The sequence below is a fragment of the Arthrobacter sp. 754 genome, from assembly GCF_040548695.1.
Lineage (GTDB): Bacteria > Actinomycetota > Actinomycetes > Actinomycetales > Micrococcaceae > Arthrobacter.
In genome coordinates, this window is sequence record NZ_JBEPSC010000002.1 from 341819 (window position 1) to 358507 (window position 16689).

A 16689-nucleotide genomic window follows, 5' to 3' on the forward strand; every position below is an offset into this window, starting at 1 on the left:
GGTTGGAAGACGTGTCTGGCCGCACTACTCTGAGCTGAGTTGAAGGTCGGCGATCGCCGAAGATGGGGGAACACAATGGGGCATTCCAACCGAGAGTACGTCGGCCGGTCGCTGGACATCTTGGCCGCCAGCTTAGGGTCATACATTGAGTCGGTTCTGGGGGCACTTGCGCCGGGCGTGGCCTGGCCAAAGATTCTGGAGCACAAGGATGCTACCGCGGGTAGAACTGCGAGCAATTATTCAGCCCAGGATTTGAGCGTCCAGCTCCGGACGATGACAGAGGCTTTGGGTTCCCTTGGTTATCCATTCAACCTCGCCCACGACGCGCGCAGCTACACGTCCGAGCTCCGCCAGGCCCGTAATCTCTGGGCCCATAACGAGGCATTCGACGACGCAGACACCTTCCGCGCCCTCGACACTGCTGAGCGACTGGCCAAGCACCTGGAACTAACCGGCGCAGCCCAAGAACTTAGTGCTCTCGTCGACGAATTCAAGACGCGCGGAGAAGCGCTCATAGTCCCCAAAGCCACAGAGTCGACCGTTGGAAGCGAAGTTGATCTGCCCGTCGCTCAGCCCGACGTGGAGAGCCATCAGCACCTTCAGCATGCCGTCAGCGTCGAGATCACGGCGGCGGAGTCTCTGAGCTACGCAATGGTGCACAACGGCTTCAAGTTCGTGCGGCAGATCAAGATCACCAACCCGGGTGTTGAGATCCGCGGCGCCGTCGTACGCATCGAAGTCCACTCCAGCGCCGGCAAGATCTCAGAAGACTTCCAGCAGTACGTCGACCTCGCCGCAGGGCAGGCGATGGTCCTGGACGACGTCGATGTGCACGTGTCTGCCACGACCATGTATGAGCTCAACGATAAGCAGCCAGGGCGCGTCCTGGTAACGATCGAGTCCGCTGCCGCCGGCGTGGAAGCCGCCGAAATCGGCAGGTCGGAAGCTAGCCTGCAGCTCCTCCCGGCGCAGCTCTGGATCGCCGGTAAAGGACTCGTCTCCTACGAATTCCTGGCAGCCTTCGTCCAGCCACACCACCCTGCTGTTGCCCAGCTTGTCTCCGAAGCTGCCGATGCCCTGGGAAAAGCTACGGGCCGGAGCAGCCTGGACGGCTACACAGAAGGCGCCGAGCGCGTGGACGAAATTGTCTTCGCTCTGGCCCAGGCAGCCAGCCACCGCGACATCCGGTACAGCATGCCACCCGCCAGCTGGGGTTTGCAGGGCCAGCAGGTGCGCACACCGGCCCAGGTTCTTGAGGGCCGCTTAGGCACCTGTCTCGACACCACCGTGGTGATGGCAGCAGCGCTGGAGTTCTGCGGAATCGCGCCGCTCCTGTGGGTCGTGGAGGGGCACGCCTTCCTCGGATACTGGCGCGAAGAAATGACGTTGCCAACCGCCGCGTCCGACGACGCCCTCGAACTCGTGAGCCTCGTCCAGCGCGGCTTCATTGGCTTGGTCGAGACCACCCTGCTCACAGGCAGCCATCCCATCACCCCGGCACTGCTGCGGAGCAGTCCTGAAGCCGAATACATCGACTCGGGCCAGGAAAAGATCCAAGCCGTCACCGACGTCCGGCGGGCGCGATTGGACGGAATTTATCCTCTGCCCGCGCGGACAACCAACGAGTCCGGGGCGCTCGTGGTCACCAACTACGTCCCGGAAGCCAAAACGGCGCCAGTAGTACCCGAAAAACACGGCCGGGGAGCGGCGCCCGGCCGTTCGACGTCGAGCATTCCGCCCCGGGTTACCCAATGGAAGAACGCACTCCTGGATCTCAGCCTCCGCAACCGGCTGATCAACTTCACGGACACAGCCCGTTTCCCGCTCGCAGTTCCCAGCTCATGGCTGGGCCGATTTGAAGATCTCGTAAACAATGGCACTCCCGTCAGCCTTGTCCCGGCCAACCAGCTCAGCGCTATCCACCAGGAACGCGGGATCCGTTTCGGCAGGGACCTTCCTCAGGACGAACTGATCGCCTTGCTGAGCTCGAAGAAGGCCGTGTTTGCCGAGGTGACTGAGGACGCCTACAACGCCAAGATGCGCGGCCTGGCGTACAAAGCCAAAACCCAGCTGGAGGAGACGGGCGCCAACAACCTTTACCTGGCCCTCGGCAGCCTCCTCTGGGAACTCGATGGCCGCACGCTGCGCTCGCCGCTGGTGCTGGTACCCGTGAACTTGACCTCCGCCGGCAAGCAGGGCCTTTACCGGGTCACCCTTGACGAGACGGGTCAGTCAACGCCGAATTACTGCCTGCTGGAGAAGCTGTCCCAGGCCCACGGGCTCAAGATTCCCGGGCTGGCCGAACCGGCGGAAGACGGCTCCGGTATTGACCTCGACGCTGCGTTCCACGCAGTCAGGGAAGCCGTCTCCGCCAAGGGGCTCGCTTTCCGGGTGGAGAACACAGCGGACCTGTCCATGCTGCAGTTCGCGAAGTTCCGGCTCTGGAAAGACCTGGACGAGAGCTGGGAGCAGTTCGGGAAGAACCGCCTCGTGGACCACCTCATCAGCAGCCCGACCGAGCTCTTCCAAGATCCCGTGAAAGCAGCTGCGGAGCCTGACCTCGACGCCCTTGCCGCGACATGCCCGATCCCCGCAGACTCGTCCCAGCTGCAGGCGGTTGCCTCCGCCGTCGCCGGCCAGACGTTTGTCCTCGAAGGGCCGCCAGGAACAGGCAAGTCCCAGACCATCACCAACCTGCTGACGAGGGCCATCGTCGAGGGCAAACGGGTCCTCTTCGTGGCTGAAAAACGTGCCGCCCTGGATGTCGTCCAGAAGCGTCTCGAGGAGGTGGGCATGGGTCCCTTCTCCCTTGACCTGCATGACAAGGGAAGCAAACCGGCCATGGTCCGCGCCCAGATCAAGAATGCGCTGGAGCTGAGCCTCAGCTCGGATCAGCAGCGGCTGGATACTGCCTCCACCGATCTTGCTGCTGCACGCAGAGGACTCGTCCGCTACGCCAGCCACCTCCACGAGGAAAACGGCGCCCAACTGTCGCTCTACAGCGCGCGCACCAAAGCCCTGACTTTCGATCCCAGCGACCCAGTGCTCTCGCTGACTACGCAGTTCACGTCCACGGCCAATGGCACGGTCCTCGAGCCGGTGCGTGCGCTGCTCCGTGAGCTGCCCGAATTCACCGACCGGGCCCGTCCAGCCAAGAACCATCCGTGGCGCTTCATCGCGACTCCACCGGATCCGGTTGGTGCTGCCCAGATTACGCGCGCGGGGCGCCGCATAGATGCAGCGCTCGACGCCGTCAGTTCAGTTGACGACCTGCTGTCAGTTGCGGAGTCGGCGGCTTCCTCCTCGGAGCTCCGCGTCCTTGCTGCCCTCCTTGAGGACCGCAGTGTCCCGGTGGGGACACTGGACGATGTTAGGTCCGGTCAGTGGTCAGCCGGAGCGCAGCACCTTGAGAACTTGGTGGCAGCGTTCGCCGCTGTAAATCATCCAGGATTGGACAAAGTCCGGCCGGAAGCCATGGATCTGCCTCTGCCGGAGATTCTCGGACGCGCAGAACAGGCCGCGGCCAGCGGCTTCTTCGGGCGCAAGAAACGGCTGCTTGCGGTGGCCGCCGAGCTCGACGCCGTCATGCACCCGGGTGCCGAGATCAGGCACAAGGAGCTGGTACCGCTGCTGCAGAATCTCGCAAATACGCAGCATCAGATCTGGGGTCTCCAAACAGAGGCACACGGCACCCCCGGGGTGGCTGTCCCGCAGGGCTGGAACCCTTTGACTGAGCCTGCCAGGGAGGCTCTCAACCGCAGGCTCGGCTGGTTGCGGTGGGCGGCGCAGGCTGTCCAGCCAAGCGCCGGCAACGAGGCCCCGTTCCAGACCCGACTGCGTGCGTTCCTCGAAACCGGCCGGCCGGTACATGAAAACGTGATCGCCTGGCTGTACGAGCTGGCCGCTTCGTGGGATGCACTCACCGAAATTCCCGCCGTGGACGGCACTGAGCTCGAGCGGTGGACAGGAGTCGCTCCATTCTTGGAAGTCTGGGCGCGTACCCAAGGCGCACGTGTCCTCGACGCCACAGGGTCCCGCAGCCTGGACCGGTGGCTCGAGCTGCTGCACCACGTCGAGCCGCTGCGTTCTGTTCGCCTCCCGGACGTCCGAGAGGCGATCTTGGATGGCTCGCTGGAAGCCGATGACGCCGCCACGGCGTTCGAGCGCGGACTCGCCGAAAGCTCCCTTGAAGAACGGAAGCTGGCGACCGGTCTGGAGGACTTCGACGCCAGCTCCCACGAACGCACCATCGACCGCTTCACCACGCGAGCCACGCTGGTCCGTGAGCTCCTCAAGCGCAACCTGGCCGCCGGCGTCGTCAATTCCCGGCGCGTTTCCTCGTCATCCACATCCGGACGCATGGGGGAGCTGCAGCGCCAGCTGACAAGGCAACGCGGTGGCCTCACCGTCCGCAAGCTGATGGAAGGCTATGCCGATCTGATCACACAGATCATGCCTTGCACGCTGGTCAGCCCTGATTCGGTGGCGCGGTTCTTCCCGGCGCGAGCGGATCTCTTCGACATTGTGGTGTTTGACGAGGCCTCGCAGATCCGCGTGGCAGATGCTGTCGGCGCCATGGGGCGCGGCGCGTCCGTGGTAGTGGTTGGCGACAGCAAGCAGATGCCGCCGACCTCGTTTGCAGAATCGTCCAGCGATTCCCTGGACGACGTGGAGAGCGAGATCACCGCAGTCGAGGATATGGAATCGATTCTCTCCGAGTGTGTCGAGGCGCGGGTCCCGCGGCAGTGGCTTTCCTGGCACTACCGCAGCCAGGATGAGTCTTTAATTGCATTCAGCAACCAGCAGTACTACGACAGCAAGCTTTCCTCGTTCCCGGGGCCGTCGCATGGCGCGCCCAACCCGGGAATCCATGGTCACGGCGTGAACTTTGTCCGCGTCGACGGCCAGTTCCATCGCTCGGGACCCTCAAAAGTGCTGCGCACCAACCCTGTGGAGGCGGCCGCCGTCGTCGAGGAGGTGCGGAAGCACTTCAACGGTGCCAGCGACTCGCCGTCCGTTGGCGTTGTCACCTTCAACCTGCAGCAGCGGGCGTTGATTGAGGGGCTCCTCCGGGACACGGACGACCCACGGATTATCAAGGCTCTCGATGAAGATCCCGAGGGACTGTTCGTCAAGAACCTGGAAAACGTCCAGGGTGACGAGCGGGACGTCATCCTCTTCTCGACGGGCTTCAGCAAGAACGACAAGGGCTACCTTCCGCTGAACTTTGGACCGCTAAACCGAGCAGGGGGAGAGCGGCGGCTCAACGTCGCCGTGACGCGCGCGCGCCGGCAGGTGATTGTTTTCTCCAGCTTCAGCCCTTCCGAGCTGCGGGCCGAGGAGACGAGTTCTGTAGGTATAAAGCACCTGCGTTCCTACTTGGATCTCGCCGAGCAGGGGACGGGCGCCTTGCCCTATGACGGTCGCCGGAGCCCTGCGGTGGACCTGCACCGGGAAGAGATCGCAGACGCGCTGCGCGACCGGGGCTTTGTGGTGGCCACCGACGTGGGATTGTCGGACTTCAAGGTGGACATCAGTGTGGCCACGCAGGACGCGCCTGACCGGCCGCTGATGGCTGTGCTTCTGGACAGCCCCGCCTGGGCCGCGCGGCGAACAGCCGGGGACAGGGACGGGCTGCCTGGCGATGTCCTGACGCGGATGATGCGCTGGCCTGCGGTTGAGAGGGTTTGGCTGCCGGCGTGGATCAGCGACAAGGAGGCCGTGCTGGACAAGCTGGAGGCGGCATTTTCGAAGGCGGTAGCAGAATCTTCAAATACAAATGATGGCGGTGTTGCCGGTGGAGTGCCGAGTAATAGATCGACAGCCACAGTAGCGGTGGACAGTGAAGGCGACACAATCGGCCGTGCTGCAGCGGCCGTTCCTGGGCCGTTGTTCGCGGCTTCGCTGGGGCGTTCAGCACCGCCAGTCGCCGTTGTGGAGTCTGAACATCCCAGGTATGAGCCCTGGACCGTCCGTAGTTTCGGCGGTATCGATGTTCTCGACAGCCTGCCATCCCGTCGGTCGGCTGCTACTGTCCGCGAGGCGATCCGCGCCATCGTCGATGCAGAGGGCCCGATTCACCAGGAGCGGTTGGCGAAGCTTGCTTGTGCGGCCTTCAACCTGAACAAGGTTAATGCCCAGCGCGCCAATTCCGTGCTGGATGTCTTGGATGACTCAGCGCACAGCTGCGATGAGGACGGCTTTATCTGGGATGCATCGATTGACCGGGACGCTTGGTCGGAGTTCCGGACAAATGGACAGGACACAGACAGGAAGCCGGAACACATCAGTGTGGTGGAGCTTCGGAACGCGATGATAGAGGTGGTCAGGGTGAGTGGCGGAATTTCCATTCCGGAGTTGCACCGGGAAACCATCCGACACTTTGGCGGAAAACGGCGGACTGCAGGGGTAACGGCGCGGCTCAACGAGGGTCTTCAGTACGGAGTGGATACCAAGCGGCTTGAGCTGCGCGGTGACGTCGTCCACACGTCAAGCTGACGCATTTACTTCGCCCAGAAAATTCTCGCACCGAGATCAGGAGACACCTTGAAGCGATACGAAATCACAAGGCGCGGTGAGCCTTTCGTAGGCGGCGTAGATAACGTCGTCGGTACGAACATGACTTGGCAGCAGGCGTTGCTCGTCATGGCAACCGCGGACCACATGAACATCGATTACGCGTTGGCAAGTCTGGAGCATTCGCAGACGTACCCATTCCACGACGAGAACGGCAGCCTTTGTTGGCTTAGGGAGCGCACGGTTGATGACCGGTCCTATGGCGAGTAGGGCAGCGCGCTCCCTCCCCATTTGCTACGACAGCGCGTCGTGGACTGATCCCGTGAATCGAAGTTACCGACTTACGTGGATCCCGACAGAGATGTCACCTGGATGTGAGCGAGCCCAACAACGGCCGGTTCCCGCATTCGGTACACTCACGCAAGACCTAAGAGAGGAATCGCGATGACCAACACGACCGCCCTTGAACCTGAGGAGACGCCAACGGCTTCAGTCCTTGAACCTGAGGAGACGCCAACGGCTTCAGTCCTTGAACCTGAGGAGACGCCAACGGCTTCAGTCCTTGAACCTGAGGAGACGCCGAGGGATACCGTCCCCGGACGTGACGAGCCGTTTTCGGACGCCGCCGCCGATCCCGAGGATACGCCGACAACTACGTCCGAGAAGGCATCCAAGCAACTCTTGAAGCTGGTCGGCAGCGTAGTCGATACGGGCGTCGGTCCACTGACAGGGTCGATCGCGTGGGCCGAAGATCGTCTGTCGCGCGTCCAGGGCGACCGCTACGAGCCAAACGCGGAGCCGACACGAAAAATTAGGCAGGACGAGCATGTCGATGTCGACAAAGTGATCGCCAAGCTGATCGTCGAATCGGTCCAAGCGGCAAGCGTCAATGGTTTCGTAACTGGCCTGGGTGGGTTCATCGCGATGCCCTTGACTGTTCCGGCCAATATGGCTGGCGCACTTGTGATAAACGCGCGCCTCGCGGCCGCAATCGCCTACCTGCGCGGGTATGATCCCAAGGATCCACACGTCCGGACGGTGGTCACGCTCATCGCTGTGGGCTCGAACGCACAACAGATCGCGAAGACGATCGGCATCAAGGTTGGCGAGAAGGTGGCCATGGAAGCGATCAAGAAACTCCCGATCGTGCTTATTCGCGAGATCAACAAGAAGGCCGGTTTTATGCTCTTGGCCAAGTATGGCTCGAAGCGTGCAGTCGTGACTCTGGTGAAGGGTATTCCCCTCGTTGGTGGAGTGGTCGGCGGTGCAGTGGACGGAACCATGACGGGCGTTATCGGCCGTACGTCGAGATCGATGTTTCCCATCGACTGATCACTTCGCTTTCAGCCACCGCCGAGCTCATGCATCTGCCGGGCCGTGCGGATTCCATGTACTTTCGCCAGCGTCCGCGCGACTGCAGAGGCCTAGGGGAAAGCATCGGTGTTCGCTCACGAGCTGGTGACTTATCGCGGTCGAAAAAGCGCTACGCTCATGCTGAACATGCCATACCGGCACCGCCGGACAGGAAAACAAATCGGAACGGCTCCATGGCGTTTCAAGGGGGAGAAGGAGCCGATGATCGGCAAGCCTTTGAGGGGCATCGCGTTGGTTGTGGTTGGTGCGCTCGTCGCGCTGACGCTGACCGGGCTCGGTGTCGTGAACATGTTTTCCGGTGTGGTGAACATTTTTGGGTTCAAACCATTCCAGGTGAGCCAGACGGACCGGAGCCAGCCAGCGCTTCTGAAGTCGTTACAGAACCTGAGCCGGTACCATGCCGCGGTCAGCAACTTTGAGCTGGTCCTCGATATCGAGGACGACGTCGCGGGAGTCCCCGATGTCATCGCCGGAAGGCGGACGCTGTTTGTAGCGGCTGGTACGGTCGACGCTTACGTCGATCTGTCTGGCCTCGCCGAAAAGGACCTGACATTTTCTCCGGACGGCAAGTCGGTGACTGTGCTGCTGCCGGACTCGCAGCTCGACAAGCCCAACCTCGACCACGACAGGTCCTATGTGTTCGGCCAGGACCGGGGCGTGCTTGACAGGGTTGTCGACGCGTTGGAGACGCCCGAGCAAACAGAGTTCTACATACAAGCCGAAACGAAGATGGCCACGGCCGCGGAGGAATCGGAGCTTCGGAAGCAGGCTACCGACAACACCAAAGCCATGCTTACCAGCATGTTCGGCTCGGTCGAAATCCAGGTCATGTTTCTCGACAAATAGTCCGGCCACAACATGGGGAAACTAACCAACGTCCCCATCCTCTGGATCCACGGCGGCAACCTGCACTAGAGACGGCACTACTCCTCCTACCTGGCGCTGCAGCTCAGGGCTCGGATGGAGGGGCTGGAGAGGCCGGTGTACAAACCACAGCCGACGCACCACACGCGCTGTCGAAACCTCCGCAGTTTCGACAGGCCCATGAGCGCCGAATCCATAAACAGACGACTTCTCCCGTGGTAGAGCTTCAAAATGTATGCTCCGTTTATGACAGACGAGATTCAGTGGCTGGTCCCGCCCGCGTCTAACCAGCTTTCCGGTGATGAGACGTTCACCGGAATGTCAGGAACGACCGTCAGGGACTTTTGGCAGTTCGCCCTCGGTGATCTTCGGATGAACAACGCGCGCGGATATCTGGCCGAGTTCCTCGTCGGAAAGGCACTCGGAATCGAAGATCTTAGGCGGATCGAGTGGGACTCCTACGATCTGCTCTTCGGCGACATAACAATCGAAATCAAGTCATCGGCCTATCTGCAGTCTTGGGAGCAGAAGAAGATCAGCGCACTGACGTTTTCCGGTTTGCAGGGAACGCGCTACCACCCTCGCGCACCTGGCGATGGGATGGATCCTGCAGGAAGACGCTTCAATGCAATGGTCTACGTCTTCTGCGCACACACCGAGACCGATCACGCCAAATATGACCAGTTGAACGTTGCCCAATGGGAGTTTCACGTCGTGCCCCGCAGTGTTTTGGCCGCGACTGGACAAAAAAGCCTGGGAATCGCCAAAGTCCGGGTGCTCTCCGGGGGCCCAACACCATGGGCCGAACTTGGGCCACGGGTCACGGCGGCCGCCGCGGACCAAAGACGGGAGGACGACTCCCCTTGGTGGACAATCTAGCTCTGTTCCTTTGACGGATGTAATGCGTCGTTGGCTGGCTCTCCCCGCAAGACTCAGTCCGCCGCCAGCCTCTCCTGTGCCCACTCCCACCGGATCAGCTCCTGCTCCAGCCGGACCGCCCGGCCAAAGGTGTCACTCCCCAGCGACTGGTACAGCGCCAATTCCTCTTCCGTCAGCCGTGTCAGTTCAGCGGTCGAGGGCTGCGGCTCGCTGCCCCACGCGTCCCGGTGCTCCAGCAGGGTGGCCTCATCCATCAGGACACTCTCCACGTGCGGGTGCACCGCCCTCAGCTCATCCAGGATCCGGAAGCCGTGGGTATCCAGGTCACCCCAGTACAGGACCTCGCACTCACGCAGCCAGGCGGCGTCGCGCAGGGACGAGAATCCGTAGCCGCCGCCGTAGATCGCCAGCGAGCCCGGACGCTCCGGCAGGGCCAGGAAGTTCACCAGGTTCTCTGTGACGATCACTGATGCCACGGGCAGCCGCAGCGAGCCGAACGCCGCCGCCGTGACGGTGAGGTCCCGCGCACCGCCAAGCAGGGGAACCGCAGGGTCCAGCATCCGGAACCGGACCAGTTCGGGCGGATGCACAAATCCGTGCCGTGCCGCGAAGCGGGCGGCGGGCGTCCGCGCTGCCGGCTGCCCCAGCAGGGCTTCCGGTTCCGCCGGGACGTCCGGCAGGTCCCCGCCACCGGGGAGCGTCTCCGGGAGTGCCGCCTCCGCGAGAGCCGGCGAACGCAAACACTCCGCCAGTTCATCGATTACCCTCCGGTGGTTCTCGATGAACTTGGTGTGCACACCGGGCAGGCTGAGCTGCCGGACGTAAACCCCTGGAGCAGGATTGTCACGCAGCCACAGCGCCACCCGCCCGGCTGTCAGCGCATCGGCCCCGAGTTCCAGCAGCCTGAGCGGCCGCCGCAACACCCATGGGCGGAAGCACCGATCGAGGGCAGTCAGGCCGCCGGCAAGCTCCACGAACCGGGCAGCCTCCCGAGCCTTCCCGGCAAACCCAACCTCATCCCCGGCCGCCGCAAACACCGCAGCGGCAGGCAGCCGGTTGGAACCGATCGTGCTCCGGCCAACCTCCACGGTCTCCAGGCTGAACGGACCGGCGGCGGCAAACAGCTCACCCGCCCACGCACCGGCCGCGGCGTAATCCCGGAGGAGGGCAGCCGCCGTCGGACGCTTCAACGCACGACGCCGGGGGTACAGTCCGGTGGGTTCCAGCAGCTCCCGGAGGAGCGAACCGCTGTTCCACGCCTTCAGCGACAGGGCCTTCAGGTCCGCCAGCGTGGTCCAGGACTCAGCCGCCATGCCGGTCCTTCTCCGCGCGGTACTCCTGGATGGTCAGGTTGCGCAGCTGCGAATCATCGCCATTGGTGTTCGCCACGAACCCGACGTGCGAGACGAACGGCTCGATCACGTGGATCTTCTGCAGGGGAGTGACGATGAGCAGCTGCAGCTTCATCCGCTGGAACAGCTCCAGCCCATACCTGGCGGACTCGTCCGAGCCGCGGCCGAACGCCTCGTCAATCACCACGAACCGGAAACTCCTGCCGCTGCCGGCATTCCTGCCCGCTCCCTTGCCGGAGCCCAGCCCGAACTGGAACGCCAGGGCCGCCGCGAGGATGGTGTACGCCAGCTTCTCCTTCTGCCCGCCGGATTTGCCGCCCGAATCCGTGAAGTGCTCGTATTCCTCGCCGGTCTCCGTCCACTTCTCCGACGCCGAGAACGTGAACCAGTTCCGCACATCCGTCACCTTCGCCGTCCACTTCCGGTCCAGGTCCGTCAGGCCTTCCCGGCCGCGGAACCGGTCAATCAGCCGCTCCACCTGCAGGTACTTCTGCTCCGAGTACTGATCCGTCCGCCCGATGGTCCCCTCCGAGCACGCCCGCAGGTCGCTGCCGAACTCGCGGACGTCCTGGTCCGAGGCGGCCTGGTGCTCCAGCTGGATATGCCGGCCCGTGTTGTAGGGAATGCCGGCCAGGGACTGGTTGATCTCGCCGATCCGGTCCATGATGTTCTGCCGCCGGCTGTCCAGGAACGCGTTGAATGCCACCACTTCACGGATGGTGTTCTGGTTCAGCAGATCCTTGAACTGGTTCTCGAACCGGGGCAGGTCGTTGCCCACCAGCTGCTCCAGCAGCCGGTTGTAGTCCGCCGCGGCCTCCAACGAGGCGTCGACGTCGGTGGTTTCATTCGGGTACTTGTTGCGGAAATCGGCCATCTGCCGGACCGTGCTCTCCGCAGCCCGGGCAATCCGCTTGGACAGTGCGTCGATGGTGTCCGTCAGTCCGTTCCGCACGGCGCTCTCCACCGTGACGGTGTTCTTATAGGTGAGCGGCTTGTCCCCGATCGCTGCAGCGGTGAGGCGTTCGACGGCGGCCAGCACCCCGGCGTCGTCCGTCACCGGCGATTCCGCGAGGGTGCCGCGGCACTCCTCGATTGCCTCGGCAATGTCCCGCGCGTCCTTCGTGTTGGCACCCATGCGCTCCCGGAGCTTGCCCGCCTTCTCCTCCAGCCGCTCCAGCCCGTCGACGATCTGCTCGTGCTTGCCCATGAGCTGCTGCAGGACGTCACTGGTGGTCTCCAGGGCCTGCTTTTCGGCCTTCAGGTCCTCGATGCTCCGGGCTGTGGCCTGCCAGCTGATCTCGCCGAATTCCGTGACGGAACCGACGACGCCGAGCTGCCGGTTCTGCCGGCCCAGCGCCCCCAGCCTGGTGTTGACCCGGTCCAGCTGACCGGCCACGACCTTCAGCGTGCCCTGCACCTCGTCAAGATCGGCGCGGAACCCGGCGATCTTGTCGTGGTTGTCCCAGCCCAGGACGTAGTTGCGCCGGTCCGCCAGGTCCTTGCGGTCATCCTTCTCGTGCCGGCCCCGGCCGCCTTTAAGCTGGCCGTTGGCCGTCAGCGCCTTGGGGTAGCGGCGGAAATCGGCCAGGCTCTCGCAGCAGAAGTAGTCAAACCGGCTGCTGAGCTCGTCCTGCAGGAAGTCCCGGAACGGGGTGCCCTGCTTGATGGCGATCTTCGCCGCGAGCGTCCCCGGCTCGGCGGCCCTGGGCGCAGGGGACTCGCCGATCCTCAGGTACACCAGCCGGCCGCGCAGGTTGTTCGTGTCCACCCAGCTGCTGACCGCGGCGTAGTGCTCCGCCGGGACCAGGAGCGAGAGGGCGAACCCGCGGAGGGTCCGCTCGGCAGCGCCCTCCCACGCGGCCTCGCCGTCCCGGACCTTGAGCAGCTCACCCACGTAGGGCAGGTCGCTGTCCGGGATCCCGGTGCCTTCGCAGAGCCGGCGGCGGATATCCAGCTGGGGGAGCGGGATCAGGTTGCGCCGGGCCTGCAGGCTGGTGAGCTCCGCTTTGATCTCCCCGGACCTCGTGTTGAGCCCTGCCTGCTGCATGGACAGCGCGGTGCGCTCTTCGTGCAGCGCCTCGGATAGGACAGCCAGGTCCTGTTCCACCCCGGCGAGCCCCGCCCGGTTCGCATCGAACAGCACACGGTCCTCGGGGGCCTGCAGGCCAAGATCCGCTGCGGCGGCCGAGTAGGCCTCGAACCGCTGTTTCTGCTCGGCGGACTTGACGGCCAAGGCGGCCAGCTCGGCGTCGATCGCTGTGAGCCGCCCGCCCCCGTTGGTGCGGATGTCCTCCTCCACCCCGGCCAAGTCCCGGCGCAGTTGCTTGACCTCGCCGTTCAGCCGCACCGAATCCTCCTGCAGCCGCACTCCCGTCTGCTCCAGCTCGGCCTGGTGCTCCAGGCTCAGCTGCAGCTTCCGGTCCGTGAACCAGGGGTGCAGCTGGTCGCGCTGTGTGCGGGCCAGCTCGTCGTCGGCGGTCAGCCCGGCATGCAGGGCGGCACCCTCCTTGATGGGTGTCAGCAGGGCGATCTGGTCCTTGGCCCGGAGGACAGCATCGTGGGCTTTCTTCAAGTCGTCGAAGTGGTGGATCAGGTTGGTGATCCGGGTGGCGACGTCGTCCTCCTCCAGCATGTTGCTGCGGACGAACGAGGTGATGTTCTCCACCTGTTTCATGGACACCGTGCGGTGAAACAGCTCCATCGCCTGGTTGCCGCTGATCCCGAACTGGCGTTTGAACGCGGCCGAGTACGGCTCGAACGCATCGTGGACCGACGCCCCGGCCGCGCGGAGCTTCTTCTTCAGTTTCAGCGGGTCCTGGCCGAAGTTGCTGAAGTCCGCAGCAATGGTCTGGTTCGCTTCCGCGAGCGAGTAGAACCGGTTGGGCTGCCCCGCCTCCTGCGTGGCCCACAGCGTGATGCCGAGCGTCACCCACTTGCCCAGCACGGCGTTGTGGAAGACGCCCAGCACCACGGTCAGCTGGCCCGAACCGCGCAGCGCCACCGGCTTGGAGTACTCCCCTCCGGCGCTCCGGGCGCTCTTGTGGAAGCCCCGCACGTAGGACATCAGGGAGCGTTCCTTCTTCTGCGCGCCCGCGGCCTTGTTGTACTCGATTTTGTGCGCCGGAAGCAGCAGCGTGGTGATCGCATCCACCACGGTGGACTTCCCCGAACCGATGTCGCCGGTGAGCAGGCTGTTCGCCCCGTCCAGCCGGAACGTGCGCACTCCCTGGTGGAAGGTGCCCCAGTTGAGCAGCTCCAGACGGTGCAGCCGGAAGCCCGGGGGAGTGCCGCCGTCGGTCGCGGTATCGTCCAGGCTGAACAGGCTCTCCTGCAGGTCCGTGGCCAGGTCCGCCGTCACTGGTCTTCCCCTTTCCCGGGCGCTCCGCCGGCCGCGACTGCGGCGGGCGGCTCACCGGCGAGCGTGGCACGGTAGTCAGCCAGCCGCGCGTCGAACTCCTCCAGCCACTGCGCATCCACGTACGCCTTCAGTATCCGTGCCACCTCGTAGGTGTCCGCCTGCCCCTTGAGCTTGCGCAGGAAACCGAGCTCCACCACCTTCTTGATGTCCGTGCCCAGCCGGTCCAGGATGCGGGCTTCGTTGCTGGATTCGGGCAGGAACACCGAGACCATGTCCGCGATCTCCTGTTCGGTCATGATGAGCCGGACCTCGCTGCTGTTAATGTCGAACTCCATCATGCGGCGGCGGAGCAGGGCCAGCAGCAGGCTGACGTTGAAGGTCAGGGTGCGGCGGGCGATGAGCCGGGGGAGCGTGCCGTCCGGATCATCCTTGGACCGCAGGAACGCGTAGCCCTCGGATTCGTCCAGGACGAGGTCCAGGCCCAGCACCGAGACGTAGTCACGCACGTGTGAGGTCAGCCCGAGCAGGGACTGCCACAGCTTCTCATCGTTTTCCGCGTACAGCACGCCCTTGAACAGCCGGGTGACGACGGCGGGAAGCTCCTCGGGCGTGAGGGTTTCAGCTGTGGCTGGGGTGTTCATGCCGGCCTTCCGAAGATGATCTGTTCGATGGTGGCTTCCCGGGCGGAGCCGTCCGGCAGCTGCCAGGACAGGCGCTGGGACTGCTCAGGGTTGATGGTGGCCCAGTCGGATTCGGTGGCCAGCTGGTAGTACGCCACCACCTCCGCCAGGCCATGGGAGAGAGGGTGTGCCGCGGTGACTTCGGCGAGGGTGGTTTGCTCCGCCTCGGCAAGGATGGCATCAATGTTGGCCCGCAGGCGTTCCTTGTCCACGAAGAACTGGCCGAACAGGGCCGATGCGTCCACGTCGGCGTCGTCGGCCGTTTCTACGGCATCGTTCACCAGCACCTTGCGGCTGGGCTCATAGAGGGGCCGTTCGAAGGGCAGCACCACGTCCACGGAGGGCGCGTCAATCTCCATAAAAGCGCCCGACGGCGGTGCCTCCCGGGAGCCCAGCGCACCGGATTCGATGCTGCGGATCAGCTGCATGATGCGCTTGTTCTCCAGGAACACCTTGTCGTCCAGGAGCCGGCGCATCTGCTGGGACAGCTGGCGGACCGTTGCCTGCGTCTGTTCGACGGCGGGCAGCCAGTCCTGGTGGAGGTTGGCCACCGCCTGCATGTCGGTTTTGGCCAGGGCTTCGATGTGGGTTGCCCTGTGCAGAAGGTCCTGCAGCTCATGTCGGAGCTGGGGCGACATCAGGTAGTCCCAGAAACCTTGGAACGTGCGGCCCTGCAGGGAGCCGCTGATGTCCTGCTGGTTGTCGAAAATGGACTCCAGCAGCTCGCCTTGGGTGCCGTCCCAGGTGGCGATCTGCTCGCGGACTTGCCGGTCCAGCCTGCGGAAGTTCTGCTCCACCTCACGGAAATCGGACAGCAGGTCCTTGGCCAGGGCGGTGAGCTGCTGGAGGTGGTCCAGCGCGTCCGGGCCGGTCATGACGCGGATGTTTCCGTCGCGGATCCGCTGCATCTCGGCGTCGATCCCGTCCCGCTGCTGCTGCAGTTCGGCGAGCCGCACCTCCGGGTCCGTCTCGGACTGCTGCACCAGCTGCTTCAGCACGGCGAAGATGCTGGTGAGGCGTGACTGGGTGGCCACGAAGTCCCGGCCGCGCAGGTTCTCCACCCAGCGGACCACGTCCTCGGCGGCGGCCGTGAGGTCGTAGTGGGGTTCGTCCTCGCCCGGGACGTAGTACTTCCTCAACCACTGGCGTTCGTCGGCGGCCCAGTCATCCAGATACTCACCTGCTGGACGCGGGAACCGGTCTTCACCTTCGCTGTCCCGCAGGCCGAACAGCACATCATCCAGGACGTCGATCAGCTCCTGCCGGCCCAGGTTGCGCTGATTGGGTCCCGTGAACGCAGCCATGAAGAAGGTCAGGGCCAGGGGCGCGTTCTGGGCACGGAGCAGTGACCAGCCTGCATGGTTCTCGCGCAGGGAATTGATAGCGTAGAAGTCCATTGGGGTCCCGTGTTTGGTGCGTCACGTCGTCGAAAATCACTCTAGGCGATGCCCACGACATTCTCACCAGTGCGGGATGGACCATCCTTTTTCTGCCGGACCACGGCTGCCAGCCCTTCAGCAGGTGTCAGCCGGACCGGGAATCGCCGGCCGCCCCTCCAACGCTCTCGCACTTGACGCGCCTTTTCGGAGGACGCTCTCGCACTCTCGCCGCCCGGGCGGCGTCGGGCACACTTCCTCCAGCAGGTCTCGCTACTCCCCTTCACGGC

Annotated in this window: 9 protein-coding genes; 5 read left to right on the forward strand and 4 right to left on the reverse strand. The window is 64.0% G+C overall.

The annotated features are described in order from the left end of the window. The first annotated feature begins 75 nt into the window (after window positions 1-75). The 5 genes from proA (at window position 76) to ABIA70_RS07100 (ending at window position 9633) form a co-directional block, all read left to right on the forward strand. Window positions 76-6498 carry an anti-phage protein ProA gene (proA, locus tag ABIA70_RS07080; protein WP_354146884.1) on the forward strand — a complete coding sequence of 2141 codons (6423 nt, stop codon included), beginning with the start codon at window positions 76-78 and terminating at the stop codon, window positions 6496-6498. Between the two features lie 48 nt (window positions 6499-6546). Then, complete coding sequence (locus ABIA70_RS07085) at window positions 6547-6786, forward strand: hypothetical protein (RefSeq protein WP_354146885.1); 240 nt, start codon at window positions 6547-6549, stop codon at window positions 6784-6786. Between the two features lie 174 nt (window positions 6787-6960). Next, on the forward strand, window positions 6961-7848 hold the full coding sequence (locus ABIA70_RS07090; RefSeq protein WP_354146886.1) for an EcsC family protein: 888 nt from the start codon (window positions 6961-6963) through the stop codon (window positions 7846-7848). 108 nt (window positions 7849-7956) lie between these two features. Beyond that, window positions 7957-8736: a DUF4230 domain-containing protein gene (locus tag ABIA70_RS07095; RefSeq protein WP_354146887.1), complete on the forward strand. Its 780-nt coding sequence runs from the start codon at window positions 7957-7959 to the stop codon at window positions 8734-8736. Window positions 8737-9000: 264 nt separating this feature from the next. Beyond that, window positions 9001-9633 carry a hypothetical protein gene (locus ABIA70_RS07100; RefSeq protein WP_354146888.1) on the forward strand — a complete coding sequence of 211 codons (633 nt, stop codon included), beginning with the start codon at window positions 9001-9003 and terminating at the stop codon, window positions 9631-9633. A gap of 53 nt (window positions 9634-9686) precedes the next feature. Here ABIA70_RS07100 and ABIA70_RS07105 read toward each other — a convergent pair whose 3' ends face one another. Genes ABIA70_RS07105 through ABIA70_RS07120 form a run of 4 tightly spaced genes read right to left on the reverse strand, consistent with a single transcriptional unit; the run spans window position 9687 to window position 16420 of the window. Beyond that, window positions 9687-10946, reverse strand: a complete 1260-nt coding sequence (locus ABIA70_RS07105; protein ID WP_354146889.1) for a Wadjet anti-phage system protein JetD domain-containing protein — start codon at window positions 10944-10946, stop codon at window positions 9687-9689. Further along, on the reverse strand, window positions 10936-14343 hold the full coding sequence (locus ABIA70_RS07110; protein WP_354146890.1) for an ATP-binding protein: 3408 nt from the start codon (window positions 14341-14343) through the stop codon (window positions 10936-10938). The genes ABIA70_RS07105 and ABIA70_RS07110 overlap by 11 nt, the downstream gene beginning before the upstream one ends. Next, complete coding sequence (locus tag ABIA70_RS07115) at window positions 14340-14984, reverse strand: DUF4194 domain-containing protein (RefSeq protein WP_354146891.1); 645 nt, start codon at window positions 14982-14984, stop codon at window positions 14340-14342. Before ABIA70_RS07115 ends, ABIA70_RS07110 begins: the two co-directional genes overlap by 4 nt. After that, window positions 14981-16420: a DUF3375 domain-containing protein gene (locus ABIA70_RS07120; protein ID WP_354146892.1), complete on the reverse strand. Its 1440-nt coding sequence runs from the start codon at window positions 16418-16420 to the stop codon at window positions 14981-14983. The genes ABIA70_RS07115 and ABIA70_RS07120 overlap by 4 nt, the downstream gene beginning before the upstream one ends. Window positions 16421-16689 lie beyond the last annotated feature (269 nt).